Origin of the sequence: Rhodanobacter sp. C05, from assembly GCF_002001165.1 — a bacterium.
GTDB lineage: Bacteria > Pseudomonadota > Gammaproteobacteria > Xanthomonadales > Rhodanobacteraceae > Rhodanobacter.
In genome coordinates, this window is record NZ_MUNQ01000005.1 from 534812 (window position 1) to 560089 (window position 25278).

At 63.7% G+C, this 25278-nt stretch carries 21 protein-coding genes; 9 read left to right on the forward strand and 12 right to left on the reverse strand.

The features are described 5' to 3' along the window. Positions 1–275: 275 nt before the first annotated feature. From B0E51_RS02255 to phnG, 7 genes are read right to left on the reverse strand one after another with little or no spacing between them, the layout of a single operon-like run. Positions 276–1418 carry an alpha-D-ribose 1-methylphosphonate 5-triphosphate diphosphatase gene (locus B0E51_RS02255; RefSeq protein ID WP_077443175.1) on the reverse strand — a complete coding sequence of 381 codons (1143 nt, stop codon included), beginning with the start codon at positions 1416–1418 and terminating at the stop codon, positions 276–278. Positions 1419–1469: 51 nt separating this feature from the next. After that, positions 1470–2171 carry a phosphonate C-P lyase system protein PhnL gene (phnL, locus tag B0E51_RS02260; RefSeq protein WP_077443176.1) on the reverse strand — a complete coding sequence of 234 codons (702 nt, stop codon included), beginning with the start codon at positions 2169–2171 and terminating at the stop codon, positions 1470–1472. Beyond that, positions 2168–2938 (reverse strand): phosphonate C-P lyase system protein PhnK, encoded by a 771-nt coding sequence (gene phnK, locus B0E51_RS02265; RefSeq protein ID WP_077443177.1) that lies wholly within the window; start codon positions 2936–2938, stop codon positions 2168–2170. The genes phnL and phnK overlap by 4 nt, the downstream gene beginning before the upstream one ends. Further along, positions 2935–3774: an alpha-D-ribose 1-methylphosphonate 5-phosphate C-P-lyase PhnJ gene (locus tag B0E51_RS02270; RefSeq protein WP_077443178.1), complete on the reverse strand. Its 840-nt coding sequence runs from the start codon at positions 3772–3774 to the stop codon at positions 2935–2937. The genes phnK and B0E51_RS02270 overlap by 4 nt, the downstream gene beginning before the upstream one ends. Next, a complete protein-coding gene (locus B0E51_RS02275; RefSeq protein ID WP_077443179.1) occupies positions 3771–4892 on the reverse strand; it encodes a carbon-phosphorus lyase complex subunit PhnI in 1122 nt (373 codons plus the stop codon). Before B0E51_RS02275 ends, B0E51_RS02270 begins: the two co-directional genes overlap by 4 nt. Further along, a complete protein-coding gene (gene phnH / locus B0E51_RS02280) occupies positions 4892–5470 on the reverse strand; it encodes a phosphonate C-P lyase system protein PhnH (RefSeq protein WP_077443180.1) in 579 nt (192 codons plus the stop codon). Before phnH ends, B0E51_RS02275 begins: the two co-directional genes overlap by 1 nt. Next, positions 5467–5913, reverse strand: coding sequence for a phosphonate C-P lyase system protein PhnG (gene phnG, locus B0E51_RS02285; protein ID WP_077443181.1), 447 nt, complete (start codon positions 5911–5913; stop codon positions 5467–5469). Before phnG ends, phnH begins: the two co-directional genes overlap by 4 nt. 395 nt (positions 5914–6308) lie before the next feature. Here phnG and B0E51_RS02290 point away from each other — a divergent pair, with 395 nt between their 5' ends. After that, on the forward strand, positions 6309–6752 hold the full coding sequence (locus tag B0E51_RS02290; protein ID WP_217333053.1) for an HIT domain-containing protein: 444 nt from the start codon (positions 6309–6311) through the stop codon (positions 6750–6752). A gap of 185 nt (positions 6753–6937) precedes the next feature. On the opposite strand, the gene glnA is transcribed toward B0E51_RS02290, so the two are convergent. The 3 genes from glnA to B0E51_RS02305 all read right to left on the reverse strand — a co-directional run bounded on the left by glnA (position 6938) and on the right by B0E51_RS02305 (position 13313). Then, on the reverse strand, positions 6938–8347 hold the full coding sequence (gene glnA / locus B0E51_RS02295; protein WP_077443182.1) for a type I glutamate--ammonia ligase: 1410 nt from the start codon (positions 8345–8347) through the stop codon (positions 6938–6940). Between the two features lie 310 nt (positions 8348–8657). Next, positions 8658–11216, reverse strand: a complete 2559-nt coding sequence (locus B0E51_RS02300; protein ID WP_174570576.1) for a TonB-dependent receptor — start codon at positions 11214–11216, stop codon at positions 8658–8660. A gap of 42 nt (positions 11217–11258) precedes the next feature. Next, positions 11259–13313 (reverse strand): tetratricopeptide repeat-containing sulfotransferase family protein, encoded by a 2055-nt coding sequence (locus tag B0E51_RS02305; protein WP_077443183.1) that lies wholly within the window; start codon positions 13311–13313, stop codon positions 11259–11261. A gap of 286 nt (positions 13314–13599) precedes the next feature. Between B0E51_RS02305 and B0E51_RS02310 the strand changes: the two genes are divergently transcribed. Next, positions 13600–14397 carry an undecaprenyl-diphosphate phosphatase gene (locus B0E51_RS02310; RefSeq protein ID WP_077443184.1) on the forward strand — a complete coding sequence of 266 codons (798 nt, stop codon included), beginning with the start codon at positions 13600–13602 and terminating at the stop codon, positions 14395–14397. Positions 14398–14423: 26 nt separating this feature from the next. Here B0E51_RS02310 and B0E51_RS02315 read toward each other — a convergent pair whose 3' ends face one another. Continuing rightward, on the reverse strand, positions 14424–15389 hold the full coding sequence (locus B0E51_RS02315) for a LysR family transcriptional regulator (RefSeq protein ID WP_077443185.1): 966 nt from the start codon (positions 15387–15389) through the stop codon (positions 14424–14426). 143 nt (positions 15390–15532) lie between these two features. Here B0E51_RS02315 and B0E51_RS02320 point away from each other — a divergent pair, with 143 nt between their 5' ends. From B0E51_RS02320 to B0E51_RS02335, 5 genes are all read left to right on the forward strand, one after another. Beyond that, a complete protein-coding gene (locus B0E51_RS02320) occupies positions 15533–16780 on the forward strand; it encodes an efflux RND transporter periplasmic adaptor subunit (RefSeq protein ID WP_143525762.1) in 1248 nt (415 codons plus the stop codon). A gap of 197 nt (positions 16781–16977) precedes the next feature. Next, on the forward strand, positions 16978–20169 hold the full coding sequence (locus B0E51_RS02325; protein ID WP_077443187.1) for an efflux RND transporter permease subunit: 3192 nt from the start codon (positions 16978–16980) through the stop codon (positions 20167–20169). Between the two features lies 1 nt (position 20170). Next, the gene (locus B0E51_RS19430; RefSeq protein ID WP_168172555.1) at positions 20171–20338 is read left to right on the forward strand and encodes a hypothetical protein; all 168 of its coding nucleotides are present in this window, start codon (positions 20171–20173) and stop codon (positions 20336–20338) included. A 1-nt stretch (position 20339) separates the two neighbouring features. Continuing rightward, on the forward strand, positions 20340–21788 hold the full coding sequence (locus B0E51_RS02330) for an efflux transporter outer membrane subunit (RefSeq protein WP_077443188.1): 1449 nt from the start codon (positions 20340–20342) through the stop codon (positions 21786–21788). Then, positions 21785–22516 carry an SDR family oxidoreductase gene (locus tag B0E51_RS02335; RefSeq protein ID WP_077443189.1) on the forward strand — a complete coding sequence of 244 codons (732 nt, stop codon included), beginning with the start codon at positions 21785–21787 and terminating at the stop codon, positions 22514–22516. The genes B0E51_RS02330 and B0E51_RS02335 overlap by 4 nt, the downstream gene beginning before the upstream one ends. 294 nt (positions 22517–22810) lie before the next feature. Here B0E51_RS02335 and B0E51_RS02340 read toward each other — a convergent pair whose 3' ends face one another. Beyond that, positions 22811–23248 (reverse strand): nuclear transport factor 2 family protein, encoded by a 438-nt coding sequence (locus B0E51_RS02340; RefSeq protein WP_254424368.1) that lies wholly within the window; start codon positions 23246–23248, stop codon positions 22811–22813. A gap of 702 nt (positions 23249–23950) precedes the next feature. Here B0E51_RS02340 and B0E51_RS02345 point away from each other — a divergent pair. Further along, a complete protein-coding gene (locus tag B0E51_RS02345; RefSeq protein ID WP_168172556.1) occupies positions 23951–24751 on the forward strand; it encodes a PD40 domain-containing protein in 801 nt (266 codons plus the stop codon). Then, entirely contained in the window at positions 24748–25278 is a 531-nt protein-coding gene (locus B0E51_RS02350; protein WP_077443191.1) for a DUF1579 family protein, read from the forward strand. The genes B0E51_RS02345 and B0E51_RS02350 overlap by 4 nt, the downstream gene beginning before the upstream one ends.

The window sequence follows — 25278 nt, forward strand, 5'->3', positions numbered from 1 at the left end:
AGTGGAAATGTGCGGGCGTCTCCCTGGGTACGCCTTGCTGATGACGGCACGTACCATTTCAACCGCTTCTGATTGCACGGAGGTTGTGCGGGGATTGCGCCATGCCTTCGCGGAACCGACATCCCGGGCTGCTTGTCTAGACCGACTTGTCTAGCAACCTGTCTGCATCACCCGCCCGCTAGCCGACATGCGGACTGACTCCCTCCCCTGCGGTCGAAGGGAGTCCCTTTCGGGGCAAGCAGGAGGAGGGGTGCAAGGCATCGCACAAAAAGAAATCAGAACGAGCGCTGCCCGCTCACCCACACGTTGCGCACGATGGGCAGACCATCCACATCGCGCATGCGCACCACATCGGCGCGCATGCCGGCCTTGAGTTGTCCGCGATCGTCGAAACCCAGCGCCTTCGCGGGGTTCCTGCTTACGGTGGCCATGGCGCGCGGCATCGACCAGCCCGCTTCCGTGTGCAACATGAAAGCACCGTGCAGCAGGCTGGCCGGCACGTAGTCGGACGACAACATGTCGAGACGATCGGTGCGCGCCAGATCCAGCGCCGCCACATTGCCCGAGTGCGAACCGCGACGCACCACGTTGGGGGCACCCATCACCGTGACGAGTCCATGCGCGTGAGCGGCAGCGGCTGCCTCCTGGGTGGTGGGAAACTCCGAAATCGTCACGCCGATGCGTTGCGCATGGTCGACTTGCTGCGCATCCGTATCGTCATGGCTGGCCAGCGTCATGTTCCTGCCATGTGACATGGCAAGTACGGCGCTCTCGTGCTTGGCACTGTATCTGGCCTGCTGCTCGGTACGGCGCTTCACCACCTCGGCGAATTCGTCTTCGGTCCAGCTCATGTGGTTCTTGCTGTAATACTTGCGGTATTGCTGCAGATCGCGGTACTGGCGCTGACCCGGCGTGTGATCCATCAGCGAAAGCAGACGCACACTGCTGTGATCCATCAGAGGCTCCAGCGCCTCGAGCAGGCGTGGATAGGCCAGTTCGCAGCGCAGATGAATCCAGTGATCCGCGCGCAATGCCCCGCTGGCCTGCCCCGCCAGAATGGCATCGTAAGTACTGCGCAAGGTTTCGATGCGCACGCTTTCCTCTTCCAGATCGCCCACCGACAGCGCATCGAATACGGTGGTGATGCCGGCCGCCACGATCTGTGCATCGTGCGTCAGCACGGCGGACAGCGAGGGCCAGATCACGCCGGCGCGCGGCATCAGGTGTTTTTCCAGATTGTCGGTGTGCAATTCAATCAGTCCGGGAACGACGTAATCGCCCTCGCAATCAATCGCACCGGGCGCCTGGGTCGAGCCTTCTTCCACCAGCCGGATCACGCCATTGCGGGCGATCAGCGTGCCGTGCAGGACACCATCGTCGAGCACGATGCGCGCATTGGTCAGAACTAGATCATTCATGGTCGCCTCAACGAAAGGGGTCATTTATGGACGGGCTGTCAAAACAGCCCATCAGGCGGCTTCGAGAGCCTGCATCGGGAACACGCGCGTGGCGACGCGATCGCGCATGTCCTCGTCGTGGAAAATACCGAGCACGCCGGAACCGGCAGCGCGCGCTTCGGCCAGCAGCTCCGCCACCACGACCCGGTTGTCGGCGTCGAGCGAAGCGGTCGGTTCGTCCAGCAGCAGCACCGGTCGCGGCACGATCAAGCCACGCGCAATATTCACGCGTTGTTGCTCGCCACCGGAGAAAGTGCCCGGCGGCAAAGGCCACAGACGTTCCGGCACGTTCAAGCGACGCAGCAGATCGGCGGCGCGCTGGCGCGCTGCTTGCGGATCGGCGCCCGCCTGTAACAGCGGTTCGGCAACGATATCCAGCGCCGGCACGCGCGGAATCACGCGCAGGAACTGGCTTACGTAACCAAGAGTCTGGCGGCGAACCTCCAGCATCTCATGCGGCGTGGCCTTGGCCAGATCGAGCCAGCGTCCCGCGTGGCGCACGTGCACCGCGCCGTAGCTCGGCCGGTAGTTCGCATAGATCACCCGCAGCAAGGTGCTCTTGCCCGCGCCCGACGGACCGGACAGCACCACGCATTCCCCCGCATGCAGGCGCAGGTCCAGACCGCGCAGCACGTCCAGGCGCGCGCCGTGCTGATGGTGCAATTCAAAGGACTTGCTGAGGTCGCGCAGTTCAAGCATCAAGGTCGCGGTCATGTGGTCAATACCGAAGAAACGAGCAATTGCGTATACGGATGTTGCGGATCGTCGAGGATCTGATCGGTAAGGCCGGTTTCGACCACGCGGCCGCCCTGCATCACGATCGTGCGCGCGGCGAGCAGGCGCGCCACGGCAAGATCGTGGGTCACCATCACGGCCGCCAGGCCCAGTTCGTTGACCAGTCCGCGCAACAGATCGAGGATGCGCGCCTGCACCGAGACATCGAGGCCGGCGGTGGGTTCGTCCATGAACACCAGCCGCGGCTGCGTCACCAGCGTGCGGGCGATCTGCAGGCGCTGCTGCATGCCGCCGGAAAAGCTGGTGGGCGCATCGTCGATGCGCGCGGCGTCGATCTCCACCCGCTCCAGCCAGCTGCGTGCGATACCGCGCAGCTGACTGTAATTGCGCATGCCCAGCGCCATCAGACGCTCGGCAACGTTGGCGCCAGCGCTCACGTTGAGACGCAAGCCGTCGCGCGGATTCTGGGTCACGAAACCCCATTCCTCGCGCGCAAGGCGACGGCGGTCGGCTTCGCTCAGCGTGCCCAGCTCCAGCCATTCGCCATCGCGCTGGCGATAACGCACCGTGCCGGCACTGGGTGCCAGCTGGGCGGCAACGGTGCTGAGCAAGGTCGACTTGCCCGAACCCGATTCGCCCACCACACACAACAGTTCGCCCGGATGCAGATCGAAGCTCACATCTTCGCAACCGATGCGTTGCCCGTAGTGACGACTCAGGCCGCGTACCTGCAGCAACGCGCTCATGCCTGCGCCTCCGCACGGCGGTCGCCGCAGAAATCGGTGTCGGAACAGACGAACATGCGCGAACCGCGGTCGTCGACGATCACTTCGTCTAGATAACTTTCAGCGGATCCACACAGCTCGCACCGATGTTCCCAGCGCTGGATCTCGAAGGGATGATCGTCGAAGGCCAGGCTCTCCACCTTCGTGTATGGCGGAATCGCGTAGAGGCGCTTTTCGCGGCCGGCGCCAAACAGCATCAGCGCGGGGGAGCGGTCCAGCTTGGGATTGTCGAACTTCGGAATCGGCGAAGGCGAGGTGAGAAAGCGGTCATCGACCAGCACCGGGTAGTCGTAACTGGTGGCGATGTGCCCGTACTGGGCGATGTCTTCGTACAGCTTGACGTGCATGAGTCCGTAGTCGGCCAGGGCGTGCAGGGTGCGTGTTTCGGCTTCGCGGGGCTCCAGCGTGCGCAGCGGTTCGGGCTCGGGCACCTGGAACACCAGGATCTGATCTTCCCGCAACGGTGTTTCAGGAATGCGATGGCGGGTCTGGATCAGGCTGGCATCGACGGTGTGCTCGGTCGTTTCCACCCCGGCGACACGGGCAAAGAAGCGGCGGATGTTCACCGCATTGGTGGTGTCGTCCGCGCCTTGATCGATCACTTTCAGGATATCGTCACGCCCAAGCAGGGCCGCCGTCACCTGGATGCCGCCCGTACCCCAGCCATACGGCAAGGGCATTTCTCGACTGCCGAACGGCACCTGATAACCCGGAATTGCCACCGCCTTGAGCAGGGCGCGGCGCAACATGCGCTTGGTGTCTTCGTCGAGGAAGGCGAAGTTGTAGCTTGGCGTCATGGCTGGACCTCCTCGGCCATGCGCGCCGGCTCTGCATCAGCCGGCTGCACATCAACCTGCGCCGTCGCATGCTGTGCACTCAGCGTGCGCAACAACGACAGCTCGGCCTGGAAATCCACGTAATGCGGCAGTTTCAGATGTTGCACGAAACCCGACGCCTCGACACTGTCCGAGTGCGACAGCACGAATTCCTGATTCTGCGCCGGCGCGTAGTTCGGCTCCCCCAGTTCGTCGCAGCGCAAGGCACGATCGACCAGGGCCATCGACATCGCCTTGCGTTCGCCTTCGCCCATGCTCAGCCCGTAGCCGCGCGTGAATTGTGGCGGCACGCCATTGCCGCCATGAAACTGGTTGATCATCTGGCACTCGGTCAGCTTGATCGCGCCGATCTCGATCGTGAAACCCAGTTCCTCCGGGCACACGCATACGTCCACTTCACCCATGCGGATCTCGCCCGCGAACGGATGGCTTTCCGCGTAACCGCGCTGCGTGGAATAGGCCATGCCGAGCAGAAAGCCTTCGTCGCCGCGTGCCAGGTTTTGCAGACGGGTGGCGCGGTCGGCCGGGAAGATCAGCGGTTCGCGGGTCAGATCCATCGGCTCCGGATCGTCGCCGGCATCGATGCGTTCGATCAACGCTTCTGCATCGAGCAGATCAAGCACGCGCGGCATGCAGCCGGGCAACGGCGCATCGGCGGGTTGGATGGCGACGGGCTGCGTCGCGTCGAACTCCAGCAAGCGCTGCGTATAGTCGTAAGTGGGTCCCAGCACCTGGCCGCCCGGCACGTCCTTGAACGTGCCCGACACGCGGCGATGCACGCGCATCGTGGTGGTATCCAGCGGCTCGGTGTAGCCAAAGCGCGGCAAGGTCGTGCGGTAGGCGCGCAGCAGGAAGATCGCCTCGAGCATGTCGCCCGCCGCCTGGCGGATCGCCAGCGCAGCAAGCTCTTCATCGTACAGCGAACCTTCCTGCATCACCCGCGCGACGCCCAGACGCAGCTGCTCACGGATCTGCGCAAGTTCGAGTTCCGGCACGGCGGTGTCACCACGACGTGCCTCGGCCAGCAATTCCAGCGAACGGGCAATCGCCTGCTCGCCGCCTTTCACGGCAACGTACATCAGCTCTCCAGCCAGCGGGTCGTGCGCGGCAGGGCAACCACCTGCTGCGCGGTGACAAAATAAAGATCGATGCCCAGCGGCAACTGGGTCGACAGCGCAGCGCGCTGCTGCCAGAAAGGCTCGGCCAGTCCATCGATGGCCAGCGTCTGGGTATCGCGTATCCCGGGACCTGCAAAGCGGGCGCCGCTGTCGGTGCGGAAACCGTCAACCTGCACAATCAGGCTGGCGGAGCGATCGGGATAGCGCAGGTCGCCGCGGGAAAAGCTCTCCAGCGGCGGCATCGAAGCGGGCTCGGTGATCAGCGCGAAATCGGCATCCTGCGGCTTTTCCGTCAGCTTCAGGCCAGCGTGGAAACGCAGGTGGCGTACCGCTTCCTGCTCAGGCTGCTGCAGCCACACCGTGGTGGTGGCATCGCATAGCGTGAGCAGGATCGCCATGGCCGCCGGCGTGATCGGTGCGGGCGACGGCGGCAGCACGGGCAATCGGCGCGGCGCGGCCGGGCGGGCCATCGCCTGCAACAGCTCACGAAACGTGCGCTGGCTGTCGAAGACGGGATCGGCAAAGGCGGCCAGCATCATTCGCCCCGCACCACGGTGAAAAACTCCACCTTGCTCGCCGCCGCCTTGCGGCTGGCGGCATCGCGGCGTTCGTCCAGCGCACGACGCAGCGGCTCGACGACCTGGGTGCGCACCTGTGCGTGCTGCTCGTCGTCCTGCAGGATCGCGTCGGCGAGCGCGGCCAGCTCCGCATGACGCACATTGCTGCCGCGCACCCAGGCATGGCCGATATGGCTACCGGCCTGCACGCTGCAACGGGTCACCGTGATCTCGCCGAAGTTGAATTGAGGCCCGGTGCCGCCGATGCGACCGCGCAGCATATAGAGCCCGGTCTGCGCAGGACGCAGCCAGGCAGCGTCGGCAGGTGGTGCGAAGGCATCCATGGACGCGGACAGTTCGGCCGGATCGGCCTGTGCCAGCAGCGACATCCATTGCGCCCGCGTCAAATGAGGGAGGGTATCCATGCGTATTCCTGGGCTTGTTGCAAATGTCTAGTCATCTAGACAGATCGGGGCGCGAGGAGAGGCGCTCCATGCAAGCCATTCCAGCAGGCCAGCGTGCCGCTGCCATGACGGCGAATAGACAAGTTGAGGAATAGGTATGAGCGAAATCGGGGTAGAACCCGTGTCACGAGTCAGTCGCGATGCTTTTCGCACGAACCATGCCTTATTTCGAAGCATGGGCTATGAGATTGAGGTCCATTGGAAACGACGCGTTTCCTGCAAACGCTACCAATGCCTTACCTTGTCGAGTTACATGTCTTGCGGAGCAGCCGCTTGCCTATTCCGAATACCGGTCCGGATACTCGACCACACGTGGCTGGCCAGCTGCGGGATTCCGATTCTCCTGAGGATCCATGATGAAATATCTACTCGGCGCGATCGCTGCCACCTGCATGCTGGGCTCTTTCCCGGTTTCTGCGTGGTCGAACCAGGTCACGGCGGTCACGCGGGCGCCTCCGACGTCAGCAGATGCTCGTTACGACCCGCAGAATCCGTTCGCCAGGATCATTCGCGGCGAGCTGCCCGCCGACAAGGTCTATGAAGACGTCTACGTGCTTGCCTTTCTGTCACTCGACCAGAAGGCTCCCGGCCATGTGCTGGTTATTTCGAAGACCTCGAAGGCGCGCAACATCATGGAATTGCCCGCGCAGGATCTCGTGCGGGTGATGCTGGTCGCGCAGCGGATTGCGAGGGCCGAGCGCATCGCATTGCACGCTGACGGCGTGGTGGTCCAGCAAAACAGTGGCGCCGCCGCCGGCCAGACCGTGTTCCATCTGCATGTGCATGTGGTACCTTACTAGAACGGCAAGCCGCCATCGTTTGTACAGGACGCACAGGGACAGCTGGACCGCAAGGCGATCGCCGCAAGGATTGCCGCGGCGATCCGCGATTGATGGTTGCCGCGACTCACTGACGCGCTGCGTGAGCACAAACAACAACGGGCGCCATGGCGCCCGTTGTCTTTCACTCTTTTATTTCACCGCGATCAGATCGCGTAATACATCTGGAATTCCAGTGGATGGGTGCTTGCGCGGTAGCGGGTGACTTCCTTCATCTTCACTTCGATATAGGCGTCGATGAAGTCGTCGGTGAACACGCCGCCGGCCTTGAGGAAGTCGCGGTCCTTGTCCAGCGCTTCCAGTGCCTGGTCGAGGCTGGAGCAGACCTGCGGGATGTTCTTCTCTTCTTCCGGCGGCAGGTCGTACAGATCCTTGTCCGCCGGCGCGCCCGGGTCGATCTTGTTTATGATGCCGTCGAGGCCGGCCATCATCAGCGCGGTGAACACCAGGTAGCCGGAGTTCATCGGATCGGGGAAGCGCACCTCGATGCGGCGACCCTTCGGGCTGGCCACGTACGGGATGCGGCAGCTCGCGGAACGATTACGCGCCGAGTAAGCCAGCATCACCGGCGCCTCGAAGCCCGGCACCAGGCGCTTGTAGCTGTTGGTGGTGGAGTTGGCGAACGCGTTGATCGCCTTGGCGTGCTTGAAGATGCCGCCGATGTACCACAGCGCGGTCTGCGACAGGCCACCGTACAGATCGCCGGCAAACAGGTTCTCGCCGTTCTTGGCCAGCGACTGATGCACGTGCATGCCCGAGCCGTTGTCACCGACGATCGGCTTCGGCATGAAGGTGACGGTCTTGCCGTTCTGGTGCGCCACGTTCTTGATGACGTACTTCATCGTCATCAGCTCGTCGGCCTTCTTCACCAGCGTGTTGAAGCGCACGCCGATCTCGCACTGGCCGGCATTCGCCACCTCGTGGTGATGCACTTCGACTTTCTGGCCCAGCGACTCCAGCACCTTGCACATGTCGGCACGCAGGTCGCCCAGCGAGTCGACCGGGCTGACCGGGAAGTAGCCGCCCTTCACGCCCGGGCGGTGGCCGGTGTTGTCGCCGTCGTACTTGTAGCGCGAGCTCCACGCCGCTTCCTGCGAACCGATCTCGTAGAACACGCGGCCCATGTCGTTCTGCCAGCGCACCGAGTCGAAGATGAAGAACTCGGGCTCGGGACCGAAGAACGCGGTGTCCGCGATGCCGGTGGATTTCAGGAACGCCTCGCCGCGCTTGGCGATCGAGCGCGGATCGCGGCCATAGGCCTGCATGGTCGATGGCTCCAGCACGTCGCAATGCAGGATCAGCTGCACGTGCGAGCTGAACGGGTCGAGGTGGGCGGTGTCCGGATCCGGCATCAGCACCATGTCCGATTCGTTGATGCCCTTCCAGCCGGTGATCGAGGAGCCGTCGAACATCTTGCCGTCCTCGAACGTCGACTCGTCGATCGCGTGGGCCGGGAAGGTGACATGGTGATGTACGCCGAGCATGTCGGCGAAACGGAAGTCGACGAACTCGACCTCGTGTTCCACGATCAGATCGAGCACTTTTTGAGCAGACATGGCGGAGCCTCACAGGGAAAGGGATAACGCTTTAGAGCAAGCCCCGTGCCATGACGTGAAATCGTTGTGGCACCGGCACTGGCAGGCTAAACGGGTATGACGAACGCCTACGGTAGCACCAACGCAACACGGAGAAATGACACAGTCGCACCATCATGGTGCATTACACCATGCTGATCCCGGCCCTGCGCCATGTCGCCCAGCAGCGCGTTGGAAACCAGATTCCCGTTACGGTCGGGCCATGGGAGCCACATGAAAAGCCCCGACTCACATCGGGGCTTTTCATCCTGCGTGACAAGCAGTCGATCGTCTAGAAGTCCTGCTTGAAACGGATGCCAATCGTGCGCGGCTGGCTGAAGCCGGTATAGACCTGCCCATCGGGGTATTGCGGCACCACACCGTGGGCGCCGCAAATCGTTACGCCGCACTCGGTGAACTTGTATTGCGCCGCACGCGTGTCGAACAAGTTGTCGATGTAGACGCTTACCGACCAGCTGTTCTTCTGGATGCCTGCGGAAATGTCGACGGAGTTGTAGGAAGGGAGATTGCCCAGCAGGTTGCTCTCGACCGCCCGCAGGTCGGTCGTGCGTTCACCCACATGCACGAACGCGCCCTGTACGTAGGCGTCATTGCCACCCAGGTTGAAGGCATAACGCGCGATAAGGTTGCCCTTGAATCGGGGTGTTATCGGCAATCGAGTTCCCGTGGCGGCCTGTGGCCCGTCCAGGCCCGTGGATGGGTTGATCGTACCCACGGGACAATTAGTGGACGGGTTGCCATTGGCATCGGTGAAACCGCAATACGGCGCAGTCAGCTTGGCGTCGTAAAAAGCGACGCCGGCTGTGAGAGTCAGGTTGTAGCTGGCCTGCCAGTTCAGCTGCGACTCCAGTCCGTCGATGCGGGCCGAATTGGCGTTCTCGATGATGGTCAGGCCATTCGGACCAAGGATGTTGAACTGGAAGTGATTCCAGGTCTCGCGGAACACCGCACCGTTGAACGACAGCCGATTGTCGAGCCAGGTGGTCTTCCAGCCCAGTTCGAGATTGGTCAGGAAATCCGCCTGGTAGGGCGGAATATCGCCGGCGCGGTTGACACCACCCGGACGGAAGCCCTCGGAACGGGTGAGATAGAGCATCTTGGAAGGCGAGATATTCCAGGTCAGGTTGTACTTTTTGAGCGAGCCGCTTTCCTTAACCTGCTTGTTGAAGTCCATGCAAGGCGCACCCAGGAACGGTTCGGGCGAGATGCAGCCGGCCTGGCCATAACTCGAGCCCGGCGAAAAGCCCGAACTGAAGCCGTAGAAGCCGTACAGATTGTTGCGGGTACGGAAATAACGATCGCCGACGGTGGCGGTGAGCACGTCGGGAATGAAGTCGTAGGACAGTTCGCCGAACACGGACTCGTCATGGTCGTAACGCATCTGCTTGGTCAGCCAGATGGTGTTCGGCCAGCCCGGCACGGACAGGTCGGACCCCAGGTCGTTGATCTGGTAGTCCTGCATGATGTCGTGCTTCTGCTTCTGCCAGAACGCGCCCGCCACCAGGCGCAGGCGATCGTCGCTGGGCGAGGCAATACGCAGTTCGTGGCTGCTGTTGGTATAGGCATCCCGGTCGGTGATGAACTCGGACGGATTGATCAGGGCACCGCTGTTGTCATGGATATACGCACCGTAGGAGAGCAGGGTGTCGTACCAGAACGAGTAGTCGTTGTAGTCGGTTTGTTCTTCCTGATCGCGCTTGAGATGGGCATAGGCGTAGGTCAGGTCGAAGTTGCCGATCTTGCCCTGCACGGTCAGCGCGCCCTGCCACCAGCGGTCATCGACGCGCTCGGGATAGAAGTGGGTCACCGCCAGACTGCCGATGGCCGGATCGCTGGCAAAGCTGCCATGCGAGATCGTCTGTTGCCCCATCAAGGTCGGGCTGATCGACCAGTCGTCGTTGAGATCCACCTTCAGCGCGGCTCGTGCACCGTTGGTGTTGACGTCGTTGTAGTCCTTCCTGGCGTGCCCGACGCACTGCAGCGTCGCACTCGGCGTGCAATTGTCCGCGTTGCTGATCGTACCGCCCCAACTCGGAGGATCCGGAGGTGTGCGGTTGGGGAACGTACGCGTGCCGGCCACGTTGTCGATGTAGCCGGCATCGTGCTCATGCCAACCGACGAGCCGGACGGCCGCGTTGCTGCTGATCGGGAGATTGAGCATGCCTTCGAAGGTATCGCCGATGCCGCCGTGATCGACCTGGTCGGTGCCGACGGTGTAATTGGCCGCAAAAGCGCTGGGATCGGGCTTGTTGGTGATGATGCGAAGGGCGCCCGCCTCGGCGCTCGCGCCATACAACGTACCCTGTGGCCCGGCCAGTACCTCGATGCGGGCAATGTCGTACATGTGGATGTCGAGCGGCCCCTGGATCGTGGTGACCGGCTGGTCGTCGAGATACACGCCCACGCTCGGCTGCGAGCCGGAATGGTTGGTGTTGCCGCCGCTGGCCACGCCGCGCATGTAGATCGTGGCGAAGCCGGGGCCGGTGGCAATGCCACCGCCACCTTGCTGGAAGGTGACGCTGGGCAGGTACTTCACGTAATCGTTGAAGTTCTGCACCTGCAGTGCCTCGAGTTGATCCTGCGCCAGCACGTTGATGCTGATCGGCACCTTCTGCAGATTCTCGGTGCGCTTCTGCGCGGTCACCGTCACCTCGCCCAGCGTCGTGGTTTTCTGCTTTGTGGCCGGTGTCGTGGTCGACGACGCTGGCGGCGCGGCGTCCTGCGCGAAGGCCGGTGCCGCCATGGCGAGACAGATCGCCGCGGCAAGCGGCAACCGGACCAGCCTCACTCGTTGCGCTCTCGTGATTTTTTTGGACTTGCTCGCGTGCATTAGTGCTCCCCTCTCTAGTCCACGACAATCCAGCAGAAGTAGTTACGTTTGCTCCGATTCCGGCACGTCCGGGTAGCTCTCCAGCACCGGCCCCAACGCCGATTCCAGAGGCCCCAGCCATGCTGCGTAATGCCGCCAGTGATCCACCCCCTCCCGGTAGATCGGCTGGCGTACCTGTTCCGAACTGGCGGTACGTACCGGCCGCGCGTTCTGGAAGAACCGCAGGCACGAGTCCTCGAACGGCAGGTCGCAATACTCAAGCAGTTTGCGAACCTCCCCCTCGGTGTCCTCGACCATGCGCTCATACATGACGCGGTGGACACGCCCCGGCAGCACCGCGTCGAAATGCTCCATCAGCGCGACGTAGTCACGGTAATAGCGACCCAGATCCCCGAGCTCGTAGCTGAAGCTCTGCCCCCGTGCGAAATGCTGCTTGAAGCCGGAAAAGCAGCAGCCCAGCGGATGCCGGCGTGCATCGATGATCTTCGCGTTCGGCAGCATCAGGTGGATCAGGCCGATATGCATGAAGTTGTTCGGCATCTTGTCGATGAACAGCGGTGCCGAGGTCTTGCGCTGGATCCGGGTGTGCGCAAGATAGCGCTCGCCGAGCGCACGCAAGGCGTCGACATCGAGTGCGGCCAGTGCATCGTGGTACGGCAGCGCGCTGTCGGCAGCGCCTTGCGTACGCAGCATGCGCGTGATCGAGGTGACCTCGGGCAGCTCCATCGTGCCTTCGACCTGGCTATGGCTGGACAGGATCTGCTCGATCAGGGTGGAACCGGAGCGTGGCAGGCCGACGACGAAGATCGGATCACGCGCCGGGCTGCCCGCCCCTGCGCGCGCTGCAAAGAAGTCGCGCGTGTAATGCTCGCGGATGTGCCGCACCCGCGCGCTGGTGTCGTCGGCGCTGTAGTGCAGTTGCGCGCGGCGGATCGCATTGCCCTGGGCGTAATGCCGGAAGGATGTTTCGTATTCGCCGGCGTCCTCCAGTGCCTTGCCGACGGCAAACTCCAGATGCAGGCGATCATCCTCGGAGAGAGCCGCCTCAGAGAGAGCCGGCCCGGCGAGATCCGCACGCGCCAGTTGTCGGCGCATCGCGGCCAGGTCGTCGGCGCTGAAGCGATACGTCTTCAGATTGGCCAGACTCCACCAGACTTCGCCAAAGGACGGTTCGAGCTCCAGGCTGCGGCGATAGGCAGCGATGGCACGGTCGGTGTGCCCTGCGGTTTTCAGCGCATGGCCGTAACTCACCCACACCTTCGCATTGCGCGGGTAGTGTTCCAGCAAGTCGGCATAGATGCCGATGGCACGCTCGTAATCGCCGATCCGGCACAGCACCGCCGCCTGAAGATTGCGGCAGCCGAGATGGCCGGGTTCCGCCGCCAGAAGACGCTCGATCTCGACCAGCGCCTGTTCCGGCTGGTTGCTGCGATGCAGGAGCAAGGCGTAGTTCTGGCGTGCGGCATGGAAACTGGGTGCCAGCTCCAGGCAGCGCGCGAGCAGGTTCACGGCGTCCTCGTTGCGACCCAGACGAGCGGCCACCTCGGCGAACATGCGAATCGCGGCAACGTCCGTCGGCGCCTGCTTCAAGTGTTCGCGCAACGAAGCCTCGGCCGCAGGGATGCGGTTCTCGGCCAATGCGATGGCGGCATCCAGCAGGCGCGGGTCGTGAGTGGAATGGCGCACGTGATTGGCATACGCCGCGTCGGCCGCATCCTGTTCGCCGGCCGCCATGAGATGGTCGCCCAGCACGCGCCAGGCTTGCGGCAGATCGGGCTTCAGCGCCACCGCGCGGCGCAACGCATCGATTGCTTCCTGCCCGCGGCCTGCATTGTCCAGGGCGAGGCCCAGATCGAGGTGGACCATCGCCCAGTTTGGCTGGGTCCGTGTCAAGGGCACGAGGATGTCGAGCGCAGCTTGCCCATCGCCCTGGATTGACCGCGCCTTCGCCAGCAGCCTCAGTGCGGCCGGATGACTTTCGGCCACCTTCAGTACCTCGGTGAGCTGCTCGACGGCGAGTGCCGGATCGCTGTCCAGCAAGCGCGTGGCGTGAACGAGTGCCTGTTCCACCGTACCGGTGGCAGACAGATCCGTCACGACTCGCTTCCCCGCGACGATGCGAGCTGCCGCTGTGGATCGGCTCTCAGGCACTGCTGCAGGGACATGGCGCGTTGCATGGGCGACAGCAGCTCCTCACAGGTCTTTCGGCAATCTACAACCGAATTCGGCGGGCAGATAGTAGGCGCGGACAAAATGCGATCGTCGTGCCTCGCGATCCGCAACCAGCCATCTTTCGCGCCAGCAAAACCCGTAAGCTATGCCGCTTCCTGCCGGCGCGCCAGAGCCTGTCGGCGCGCTTTCACTTTCCATCTGGACCTGTCCCGTGACCGATCTGATCCACGTCATCCTGCTCGGCATCATCGAAGGCATCACCGAGTTCCTGCCGATCTCCAGCACCGGCCACCTGCTGATCGCCGAGAAGTTCGGTCTCGGCGCGCGCTCGGATCTGTTCAATGTCGGTATCCAGGCCGGCGCGATCCTCGCGATCACGATGATCTACTGGAAACGCATCTGGCAGCTGTTCACGCAATGGCGCGACCCTGCCAACCGCGATTATCTGCTCAAGCTGTTCGTTGCCTTCATGATCACCGCCGTGCTCGGACTGATCGTCACCCACTACGGCTTCAAGCTGCCCGAGACGGTGACTCCGATCGCCTGGGCACTGCTGATCGGTGGTTTCTGGATGATCGGGGCGGAAGCGATTGCCGCGAAGCAGGTGGATCGTACCCAGGTCACTTGGCGCGTGGCGATCCTGGTCGGCATCGCGCAGATGGTGGCCGGCATCTTCCCCGGCACTTCGCGTTCGGGCGCCACGATCTTCACCGCCATGCTGGCCGGCACCAGCAATCGTGCGGCGGCCACCGAATTCTCGTTCCTGGTCGGTATCCCCACGATGTACGCCGCCACCGGCTACGAGCTGCTGAAGGTGCTCAAGGGTGGTGACATCGCACACGAGGACTGGAGCGCATTGATCATCGGCTTCATCGTGTCGCTGATCGTGGCCTTTGTCGCGGTGAAGTGGCTGCTCGGCTACATCCGCACACACCGCTTCACCTGGTTCGCGATCTATCGCATCCTGCTCGGCGTGGCCTTGCTCGCGTTGGTGCCTACGGGCGGCTAAGGCACATCCGGCGCCGAGCACTCTATTCAGGCGGCCACGCTTTCCACCGTGGCCGTCATCGGCGCCTCGACCGCTGCCGGATGCTTGGGATAAGCCGGCTCATTGGTGCGATCGAACAGCTCGCGCACCCATTCGATGAACGCCTGCACGCGGGCCGACAGGTGCTTCTTCTGCGGATAGACGATCCACACCGGCTTGCCGGTCGAGGCGGTATCGGTCATCACCAGTTCGAGCATGCCCTTCTCCAGCATGCAGGCCGCCAGCATGCGCGGCACCTGGGTGATGCCCAGACCGGCCGCCACCGCCTGGATCACCGACTCGCCGTCATTGATCAGCATATGCGCGTCGATATCCACGGCGAGCGGACCACTTGGCGTGTCGAACTGCCACTGCCGCGGGCGACCGTTCGGGTACACATAGTTGATGCAGCGGTGGTCCTTCAGGTCATCGATGCTGCGCGGCGCACCGTACTTGCGCAGGTAGTCGGGCGAGGCGCATACCACGTTGCGCAGGTAGCCGATCTTGCGCGCGATCAGGCTCGAATCTTCCAGCTGGCCGACCCGGATCGCGCAATCGAGGCCTTCGCCGTTGAGATCCATCGGCATGTCGCTCATCGACAGCTCCAGACGGATGTCCGGGTAACGCTGCTCGAATTCGGCCAGTCGGGGAATCACGGCGGCCCGGCCGACCGACAGCGAAATACCCACACGCAGCTTGCCGGTGGGTTTGCGGTTCGAATAGTTGAGTGCCTCGGTCGCTTCGGTCAGATCTGCAAGGATCTCCTTGCAACGTGCATGGAACGCAGCCCCATCGTCGGTTAAACGCAATGAACGCGTGGAACGGAACAGCAGCCGCGCACCGAGCTGGGTTTCCAGTCGGGCCACGGCCCGGCTGACGCCCGACGGCGTCATGCCCAGCTGGGCGGCAGCGGCGGCGAAACTCTTGGCCTCGACCACGCGGACGAAGGTCGAAATTGCTGAAAAGTCTTCCATTGCCTGGATTCCTGGCCGATTCGTGATTACGAGTCATGAGTGTAGTGCGCAAGAAATGGGTTTTCTATACCGGCAAGTATACCTATTCTCTCGACCCTTCGCCGGGGATACGTGCCCGGCCTACACGGTTCTGGGAGCGCAAGATGAAAAAACAATGGATGCTGGCACCGCTGGTTGCCGCCGGTGTACTGGGCAGCTGGATTCTTCTGCATGGCAATAGCAGCCAGGCCCAGACCGCGCCCGGCGGCCCGCCACCTGAAGTAACGGTGGCGCAAGCCTTGACCCGCGAGGTCAGCGACAGCGCCGAATTCACCGGCCGCCTGCAGGCGGTCAACACCGTGCAGGTGCAGCCGCGGGTCGGCGGCTTCGTGGACTCGGTGCATTTCCAGGAAGGCGCGCTGGTGCACAAGGGCGACGTGCTGTTCCAGCTCGATCCGCGCCCGTACCAGGCCGAGGTCGACCGGCTCAGCGCCAACCAGGCGCAGGCCAAAGCCGCGTTGAGCCTGGCCGAAACCAATCAGCACCGCGCAGCGATGCTGCTGGCCCAGCACGCCGTGGCACAGCAGGAAGCCGACAGCCAGGACACCGCCGAACAGAGCGCCCGTGCGCAACTGGAAGCCAGCACGGCGGCACTGGCCGCGGCACGCTTGAACCTGGATTTCACCCAGGTGCGTTCGCCGATCGACGGCCGCGTCAGCAATATCCGCATCACCCCCGGCAACCTGGTCACCAGCAGCGATGTGCTGACCAGCGTGGTCACCGTGAATCCGGTCTATGTCTATTTCGACGTGGATGAACAGACCTGGCTCAAGCTCGACCATCTGCGTGCACGTGCGGCGCAGGCTGGCCGCGATGCGCGGATCGAGGCGACGATGGGCCTGGCCGACGAAGCGGGTTATCCGCATGACGGCCGCCTCGACTTCGTCGACAACCAGCTGCATACCGACTCCGGCACGATGCGTCTGCGCGCGGTGTTCGACAACCGCGATGGCCTGTACACGCCCGGCCTGTATGCCCGTGTGCAACTGCAGAGTGGCCAGGCTCGTCCGCGCCTGCTGGTGGACGACCGTGCGATCGGCACTGATCTGGGCAACCAGTTCGTGTACGTGGTCGACAAGGACCGCAAGGTGGAATACCGCAAGGTCAGCACTGGCGCGCTGTTCCACGGCCTGCGGATTGTCGACAGCGGTCTCGACGCCAGCGACGTGGTGATCGTCAACGGGCTGCAGCACGTGCGCCCCGGCGCCGAGGTCAACCCGCAGAAGGTGGCGATGCAGTACCGCCTCGATGCGAGCGACAAGGCATTCGTCGAACGTGGCAATGCAGCGGATGCCAATGACTCGCGCACCGCACAAACCACCACGGCGACTCCAAAGATTCCACAAGGTTGAACCCGCGCGCCCTCCCCCTGCGACAGAAGGAAGTTCCCTTGTGGGACATGCAGCAGGGGAAGGCTGAGGAGGGGTGAAGCCCTCCAGCGAACCGCGAAGCAAGAACAAGAGCGTTACCCCCTCCCAACCTCCCCCTGCGAGCAGGGGGAGGAGCAAAGAAGACCGGAGCCGCAAAGGTTTCGTCGAGGATTCATTTCATGAAAAACATTGCCCAGTTTTTCGTCAACCGGCCAATCATGGCCGCCGTGCTGTCGCTGCTGTTCGTGATCACCGGCAGCATCGCGGTGTTCCGGTTGCCGATCAGCGAATACCCCGAAGTCGTGCCGCCCACCGTGGTGGTGCATGCCAGCTATCCCGGCGCCAATCCCAAGGTGATCGGCGAAACCGTCGCCACGCCGCTGGAAGAACAGATCAACGGCGCGGAAGGCATGCTCTACACCTCCTCGCAGGCGACCAGTGATGGCGCGCTCACCTTGACGGTGACCTTCGCGCTGGGCACCGACCTGCAGACCGCCCAGGTCGACGTGCAGAACCGCGTGGCGCAGGCGCTCCCCAAGCTGCCGGAAGAAGTGCAGCGGCTCGGCGTGACCACGCAGAAGAGTTCGCCTGACCTCACGATGGTGGTGCATCTCACCTCGCCGGATCAGCGCTACGACATGCTGTACCTGTCGAACTACGCACGGCTGCACGTGAAGGATGTGCTGGGCCGGCTCGACGGCGTCGGTGACGTGCAGATCTTCGGTGCCGGCGAATACAGCATGCGCGTATGGCTGGATCCGCAGAAACTGGCGCAGCGCTCGCTCACCACCGGCGACGTGATCAACGCGATCCAGGAACAGAACGTGCAGGTCGCAGCCGGGGCCCTGAATGCACCGCCGGGACCGAGCAACTCGGCGTTCCAGCTCAACATCAATACCCGTGGGCGCCTGATCAGCGAGGACGATTTCCGCAACATCATCGTGCGTACCAACGCCGATGGCGGCGTCACCCATCTTCGTGACGTCGCCCGCGTCGACCTGGGCTCGAACAACTACGCGCTGCGCAGCCTGCTCGACAACAAGCCGGCGGTGGCACTGCCGATTTTCGCGCGGCCCGGCTCCAACGCGATCCAGATCTCCAACGAAGTACGCGCCACCATGGCGCAGCTGAAGAAGGATTTCCCGCAGGGCGTCGACTACAGCATCGTCTATGACCCAACCGTATTCGTACGCGGCTCGATCGAAGCGGTGGCGCATACGCTGCTGGAAGCGATCCTGCTGGTGGTGCTGGTGGTGATCCTGTTCCTGCAGACCTGGCGCGCCTCGATCATTCCGCTGGTGGCGGTACCGGTGTCGCTGATCGGCACGTTCGCGGTGATGTATCTGGCCGGCTTCTCGCTGAACGCACTGTCGCTGTTCGGACTGGTGCTGGCGATCGGCATCGTGGTCGATGACGCGATCGTGGTGGTGGAAAACGTCGAGCGGCATATCGAACTCGGGCAGTCGCCGAAGGAGGCCACGCGCAAGGCCATGCACGAGGTCACCGGTCCGATCGTGGCCACCGCGCTGGTGCTGTGCGCGGTGTTCATCCCGACCGCCTTCGTCAGCGGCCTGACCGGCCAGTTCTACCGCCAGTTTGCGTTGACCATCGCGATCTCCACCGTGATCTCGGCGTTCAACTCGCTGACCCTGAGCCCGGCACTGGCCGCCGTGCTGCTGAAGGGCCATGACGCGCCGAAGGATCGCCTGACCCGCGGGATCGATCGCGCATTCGGCTGGCTGTTCCGTCCGTTCAACCGCGTCTTCCATCGCGGCTCGGAACGCTACGTCGGCGGCGTCAAGCGCATTGTCGGCAAGGGCAAGCTGGCGCTGGTGGTGTATGCCGGCCTGATCGCCCTGACCTGGTTCGGCTTCTCGCATGTGCCGACCGGTTTCGTGCCGGGACAGGACAAGCAGTACCTGGTGGCGTTTGCGCAACTGCCCGACGCCGCTTCGCTTGACCGTTCGGAGGATGTGATCCAGCGCATGGGCGCGATCGCACTGAAGCAGCCCGGCGTCGAGCACGCCGTGTCCTTCCCCGGCCTGTCGATCAATGGCTTCACCAACTCGACCAACTCGGGCATCGTGTTCGTCACGCTGAAGCCGTTCGAGGAACGCCGCAGCGCGGATCTGTCGGCCGGTGCGATTGCTGGTGCATTGAATCAGAAATTCGCGGCGATCCAGGACGCCTATATCGCGGTGTTTCCGCCGCCGCCGGTGATGGGCCTGGGCACGATCGGCGGCTTCCGGTTGCAGCTGGAGGATCGCAGCGATCGTGGCTTCGACGAGCTGTACAAGCAGACCCAGGGCCTGATCGCGGCGAGCCAGAAGGTGCCGGCACTGGCCGGGCTGTTCTCCAGCTTCCAGGTCAGCGTGCCGCAGGTGGATGCCGACGTGGATCGCGAGAAGGCCAAGGCCGAAGGTGTGAATCTGGCCGACGTGTACCAGACCATGCAGGCCTATATGGGCTCGCTCTACGTCAATGACTTCAACCGCTTCGGCCGCACCTATCAGGTCAACGTCTCGGCTGACCCGGCATTCCGCCATTCGGCGCAGGACATCCTGCAGCTGAAGACGCGCAACGCGCAGGGCCAGATGGTCCCGCTGGGTTCGTTCGTCACCGTGCAGCAAGGCGCTGGTCCGGATCGCGTGCAGCATTACAACGGCTATCCCACCGCCGAGATCAATGGCGGCCCCGCGCCCGGTTTCAGTTCCGGTCAGGCGCAGGCGGCGATGGAAAAACTGGCGAAGGACAACCTGCCGGACGGCATCAGCTACGAATGGACCGAGCTGACCTACCAGCAGATCCTCGCCGGCAACACCGCGATCCTGGTGTTCCCGTTGTGCGTGCTGCTGGTGTTCCTGGTGCTGTCGTCGCTGTACGAAAGCTGGTCGCTGCCGCTGGCGGTGATCCTGATCGTGCCGATGGTGCTGCTGTCCGCGATCGCCGGCGTATGGCTCTCCGGTGGCGACAACAACATCTTCACCCAGATCGGATTGATCGTGCTGGTCGGACTGGCGTGCAAGAACGCGATCCTGATCGTCGAGTTTGCGCGCGAACGCCAGCACGAAGGCATGAGCCGCCATGAAGCGGTGCTGGAAGCGGCGAAGCTGCGCCTGCGTCCGATCCTGATGACCTCGTTCGCCTTCATCATGGGTGTGGTGCCGCTGGTCACCTCGCACGGCGCCGGCGCCGAGATGCGGCATGCGATGGGTGTGGCGGTGTTCTCCGGCATGCTCGGTGTGACCATCTTCGGCTTGATCTACACGCCGCTGTTCTATGTCCTGATTCGTGCCCTGGTCGAGCGTCGCGAGGCATGGGCGCGCGAGCGCGCCGCCGCGCATGCCCAGCCGGCGCTGGAGAATCATTGAGATGAAACCGTTGCTCAGGATTGCTGCTGTCGGTGTCGCCGTAGCCTCGGAGATGCTCGGCGTCACCCTGTTCGGGCTTATCTACACGCCGTTGGTCTACGTCGTCATTCACGCCCTGGCGGAGCGCCGCGAGTCACGCGCGCACGCTGCCGGGTTGGAGAACCATTGAGATGAAACCGCTCCTCAAGATCGCCGCACTCAGCGCGGCCCTGATCCTCGCCGGCTGCGCCAGCGTCGGCCCGAACTACCACGAAGTGAAACCCGCCGCACCGCAGCTGCAGGGACTCGATGCCACGCAGGAAAGCAATGCGCAATTCCAGGCCGCGTGGTGGAAGCAGTTCAACGACCCCACGCTGGATGCGTTGATCCAGCGTGCCGCCGCGAACAACCTGGACCTGCGCATGGCGGTGGCGCGACTGCATGAATCGCGTGCGCTGCTGAGCAGCGCGAAGTCCGATCAGTTGCCCACGGTGGATACCGATCTGAACTACACGCGCAGTCGCGAGCAGCAGCCTGGCTTCACCAGTCAACGCACCACCGTCACCACCTATCAGGCCGGTTTCGACGCGTCATGGGAACTGGACCTGTTCGGCGGCGTGCGGCGTTCGGTCGAGGCCTCGCACGCCGACCTCGGCGCCAGCGAAGCCGCCCTGCGCGATGCCCAGGTCAGCCTGCTCGCCGAAGTCGCACGCAACTATTTCGAGTTGCGCGGCAGCCAGTTGCAGCTCGACATCGCCCAACGCGACATCGACAACCAGCAGCAGACCGTGCACCTCACCGAGGTACGCAATCAGCTCGGCTCCGGTTCCGAACAGGACGTCGCCAGCGCCAAGGCCCGGCTGAGCGCGGTGCAGGCGCAACTGCCGGTATTGCAAACGCAGGTCAGCGCCAGCGAATTCCGACTCGCCGTGTTGCTGGGCGAACGCCCGGGTGAACTCGACATCGACGTCTCGCCGAAAAGCTTCACTCCAATCGCGATCAACCTGCCGATCGGCGACGCCGGCGACGTGCTGGCGCGCCGGCCCGACGTGCATGTCGCCGAACGCGAATACGCCGCCGCCACCGCGCGCATCGGCGTGGCCAAGGCGGATTTCTTCCCGCACATCACGCTGGGCGGCTTCCTCGGCTTCCTGGCCGGACGCAGCAACGATTTCGGCAGTCCGTCGACACGCGCATGGTCGCTGGCGCCGAGCATCAGCTGGCCGGGCCTGAACGTGCAGCGCGTACGCGCGAACCTGCACGCCAGTGAAGCACGCGCCGATGCGGCGCAGGCGAACTACCAGCAGACCGTGCTGCTGGCGATCGAAGACATCGACAACGCCGTCACCGGCTTCAACCAGCAGCGCGTGCGCGTCGATCACCTGATCGAACAGAGCACGCAGAGCAAGCGCGCCGCGGAACTCGCGCAGGTGCGTTACCAGGAAGGCGCCACCAGCTTCCTCGAACTGCTCGATGCCGAACGTACCCAGCTGTCGGCCGAGGACGATCTGGCCCAGGCCGAAGCGTCGATCAACACCCGCGCCGTGGCGTTGTACAAGGCACTCGGTGGCGGCTGGCAGGCTTGCGGTGATGAGCATTGCAGCACCGTTGCCAAGGCTGACCCCAGCGTCGCGCCATGAACCGCGCGGGCAGACGCACACCGGTGACGACGCCGGTGTACCGCGTCGCACTGGTCAGCGGTGCCAACCGCGGCATCGGTTTCGAGGTGGCGCGCCAGCTCAGCGAACGCGGCATGACGGTGCTGCTGGGTGCACGCGACCTCGACAAGGGGCTGCATGCGGCGCGCAAGCTGACCGGTGCAGCGGGCGAGGTGATCGCGGTGCAGCTCGACGTAACGCATCAAGACGAAGTAGATACCCTTGCGCGCTGGATCGAGGTCACCTACGGCCGGCTCGACGTGCTGGTCAACAATGCCGGCGGTCACTACGATCACGAGACTGATGCAAGCACGCCCGACCTCGCCTCCGCGCGCGACGCACTGGACACGAACCTGTTCGGTGCCTGGCGTCTGTCCAGCGCGATGCTGCCGCTGATGCGCAAGCACGGCTACGGCCGCATCGTGAATATCTCCAGCGGGTGCGCCACCGCATCGAGTGGCAGCAACTGCGTGGCCTACCGCACTTCCAAGGCCGCACTCAACGCGTATACGCGGACGCTGGCGTCAGAGCTTGAAGGCAGCGGTATCGCAGTCAACGCCGTGTGTCCGGGCTGGGTCGCCACCGAACTCGGAGGCCCCGGTGGACGGCCGGTGGAGCGCGGCGCGGCCGGCATCGTGTGGGCAGCCAGCCTGCCCGTGCCGGCACCCACGGGACGATTCTTCCGCGACGGCGAAATCATTCCGTGGTGAACGGGTAGGGATGCTCTGATCTATTCAGCACAGGCGGCATGATGACCAGAAGGCTCGCAGGGGGCGGTGCGTGGCGCAGCCAAGGCTGGCTGCCTTGGCAAGCCGCGCGCTGCCGCCTGCGGGCCTTCTGGTCATCACCCCATCACTATGTTTCAAGCAGTGGGGGCCGGTTCTGTCTGCCCACATCTCCGCGACGCACTTCCTCGACAGGCGGACGCCTGCCTTCGTCAGCGCACCACGAATCTGCGAGCAGACAGAACCGGTGACGCCTGCGCTGAATAGATCAGAGCATCCCTAGCCCTTGCCGAAACCGCTGTGCTGCGAATACAGCGCATGCCAACGGCCGTCGACGTAAACGAAGATGTCGGAGGAACGCACGCCCTGCTGCGGCCCCGACGCCGGATCGTAGAACGACAGGATCGCGGTGTCGCCATGGAGCACCACGCTCTTGCCCGACGGATGCGCCTTGATCCACGCCTCGACCGTGCGGCGCTCGGTATCCGAGCCACGGTTCTTCGCCGCATGCGCCACGATGGCGGACTTCGGATGTGCCACACCATCGGCGCCGACCGAGCGGTAGTCGGGCAGCAGCAGATCATCCAGATATGCGGTATCGCCGCTCTCTTCCGCCTCCAGCCAGTGCTGGTCGACCGCGATCACTGCCGCCTCGTTCCTGGCGGTTTCGTCGGTACTGGTCGCCTGCATGTCGGAACTTGCCGCGAACGCACTCATGCTTCCCATCGTGGCTGCGGCAAGACACGCCATGCCGATCCTGAAGAGATACTGCTTGCGCATATTTCTGTCCTCGTCCGCGGCAACATGACCGCAGTCGCAGACTGCACGGCGCGGCAGTGGGCCGCATCGTTCCTGTGACGACCGACTGCGACGGCGTGACAAACGGTCGATATGTGCCTGCCGGCGGTGATCACAGACGCGACGGTCTGACCGCGTCGGATAAAGGCATGATCCGGCACCCATCTTCATGACTTTCAAGCCACCTGCACAGGCACTCGTACCGCTTGTCACAACCACGATGCCGATCGTCACAAGATCGGCGACGGCGATGGTCGCCCATGCCAGCCTGTGTGAATCATCCACATCGACACCGTCGTCTGACCGGATACCCATCGGGCACGCGGCAAGAGGAAGACTGACATGCGATTGCCAGCCACTTTCGTGATCCTTGCAACTACGAGCCTGCTCGGCACCGCACGCGCCACGTCATCCGATGCCCTGCCGCTTGTCGCCCACCCACGAAAGTCCTCATGCAGGTCCATGCATCGGGACTTGCCCTGCTCATCTGTGTGGAAACGATCCATGATTCCTTGTCGCCTGTTTCTGCTCCTCACCCTGTGCGCGGGTTCTGGCGCCATACCTGCCTGCGCGGTCGCGGCAGCATCCGGCATCGCACCTCTCGCTTCGACAAGCGCAGTAATGTCCGAGTCAGATACGCCGTGGAGCAAGCAGGACGATGCCGATCCCGCGTTCACGCCCGACCGGAAAACAGTCGTGTTCGCGCGCGGAAACGGATTGACGCGGCACCTCTATATCGCCCATCGGGATGGCGACCTCTGGTCGAAACCGGAGCGCGCACCGTTCTCGGATCAGTGGATGGATCTGGAACCAGCGATGGCTCCGGATGGTTCGTACCTGGTCTTCATTTCCAACCGGCCGACAAAACCCGGCGGCAAATCGCTGGATGGCTACTGGAACGGCAAATCGCGACCGGGCCGCGGCGGCAATCTGTGGCGCGTGAACCTCACGGGCAACGTCTTGGGCAACCCTGAACGCCTGCCCGATATCGTCAATGCCAGTACCGCGACGTACTCGCCCGCCGTGGCCGCGGACGGAAGCGTCTATTTCACGCATCCCGATCCGCAAACGCATCACACGCGGCTTTACGTCAGCCACTTTGCCGATGGCCGATTCCAGACGCCGCAACCGATGCCGTTCAGCGACGGCGTGGTGGCCGATTACGATGCGGCGGTAGCGCCCGACCAGTCCTTCATCGTGTTCAGCTCGAACCGGCCGCCCACGCCGCCCAATGACAGCGACCTGTTCGTGGCGTTCGCCACGGCCACCGGCTGGGGCCAGCCGATCCGGCTCGGGCCTTCCGGCATCGAGGCGCGTCTCGATCCGGATCTGTCCACGCTGTATTTCACGGCAGCGGACAATCGCATCTATTGCCTGCCGATCGCCCGCTGGCTGGCGCAACATGTGGAGAAGAAACCATGAATGGATCATGCATTGGTCGTGCGGCGCTCACACTGCTGCTGGCCGCCGGCCTGTCTCCCGCGACCACCGCATCGGCATCGGCCGGCATGACGAATGAACTGGCACCGCTGGCCTGGTTCGTCGGCACATGGCAGTGCGCCGGCCAGTTCTCCAACGGCAGCCCGATCCATTCCCGTGAAATCTTCAGCGCTGAAATGGACGGCCACTGGCTGCGCATGCAGCACGCAGACACACCACCGAATCGCTACGCCGCGGACGAATGGTGGGGCTACGACCACGCCACCAGGCAATTCGTGGTGACCGTATTCGACAACACCGGCGGCGTGCGCCACTACGTTTCTTCCGGCTGGACGGGTACCACGCTGAGCCTGCGGAACACCGCGACCAGCGGTTACATCGATCGCTTCGTGTTCCGACGCAGCAGCGATGCGCAATACCGGGTCAGCTATGCGCACCTCGATGGCCGTGGTGCATGGCAACCGGGCGACGAGCTCACCTGTCGCCGCGATGCGGGGTCGCCAGCTTGA

What these genes read in the sequence shown, in the direction of transcription:
- B0E51_RS02255 (WP_077443175.1), bottom strand. Translation starts at nt 1,418, where the DNA reads ATGAATGATCTAGTTCTGACCAATGCGCGCATCGTGCTCGACGATGGT.
- phnL (WP_077443176.1), bottom strand. Translation starts at nt 2,171, where the DNA reads ATGACCGCGACCTTGATGCTTGAACTGCGCGACCTCAGCAAGTCCTTT.
- phnK (WP_077443177.1), bottom strand. Translation starts at nt 2,938, where the DNA reads ATGAGCGCGTTGCTGCAGGTACGCGGCCTGAGTCGTCACTACGGGCAA.
- B0E51_RS02270 (WP_077443178.1), bottom strand. Translation starts at nt 3,774, where the DNA reads ATGACGCCAAGCTACAACTTCGCCTTCCTCGACGAAGACACCAAGCGC.
- B0E51_RS02275 (WP_077443179.1), bottom strand. Translation starts at nt 4,892, where the DNA reads ATGTACGTTGCCGTGAAAGGCGGCGAGCAGGCGATTGCCCGTTCGCTG.
- phnH (WP_077443180.1), bottom strand. Translation starts at nt 5,470, where the DNA reads ATGATGCTGGCCGCCTTTGCCGATCCCGTCTTCGACAGCCAGCGCACG.
- phnG (WP_077443181.1), bottom strand. Translation starts at nt 5,913, where the DNA reads ATGGATACCCTCCCTCATTTGACGCGGGCGCAATGGATGTCGCTGCTG.
- B0E51_RS02290 (WP_217333053.1), top strand. Translation starts at nt 6,309, where the DNA reads ATGAAATATCTACTCGGCGCGATCGCTGCCACCTGCATGCTGGGCTCT.
- glnA (WP_077443182.1), bottom strand. Translation starts at nt 8,347, where the DNA reads ATGTCTGCTCAAAAAGTGCTCGATCTGATCGTGGAACACGAGGTCGAG.
- B0E51_RS02300 (WP_174570576.1), bottom strand. Translation starts at nt 11,216, where the DNA reads ATGCACGCGAGCAAGTCCAAAAAAATCACGAGAGCGCAACGAGTGAGG.
- B0E51_RS02315 (WP_077443185.1), bottom strand. Translation starts at nt 15,389, where the DNA reads ATGGAAGACTTTTCAGCAATTTCGACCTTCGTCCGCGTGGTCGAGGCC.
- B0E51_RS02320 (WP_143525762.1), top strand. Translation starts at nt 15,533, where the DNA reads ATGAAAAAACAATGGATGCTGGCACCGCTGGTTGCCGCCGGTGTACTG.
- B0E51_RS02325 (WP_077443187.1), top strand. Translation starts at nt 16,978, where the DNA reads ATGAAAAACATTGCCCAGTTTTTCGTCAACCGGCCAATCATGGCCGCC.
- B0E51_RS19430 (WP_168172555.1), top strand. Translation starts at nt 20,171, where the DNA reads ATGAAACCGTTGCTCAGGATTGCTGCTGTCGGTGTCGCCGTAGCCTCG.
- B0E51_RS02330 (WP_077443188.1), top strand. Translation starts at nt 20,340, where the DNA reads ATGAAACCGCTCCTCAAGATCGCCGCACTCAGCGCGGCCCTGATCCTC.
- B0E51_RS02335 (WP_077443189.1), top strand. Translation starts at nt 21,785, where the DNA reads ATGAACCGCGCGGGCAGACGCACACCGGTGACGACGCCGGTGTACCGC.
- B0E51_RS02340 (WP_254424368.1), bottom strand. Translation starts at nt 23,248, where the DNA reads ATGAGTGCGTTCGCGGCAAGTTCCGACATGCAGGCGACCAGTACCGAC.
- B0E51_RS02345 (WP_168172556.1), top strand. Translation starts at nt 23,951, where the DNA reads ATGTCCGAGTCAGATACGCCGTGGAGCAAGCAGGACGATGCCGATCCC.
- B0E51_RS02350 (WP_077443191.1), top strand. Translation starts at nt 24,748, where the DNA reads ATGAATGGATCATGCATTGGTCGTGCGGCGCTCACACTGCTGCTGGCC.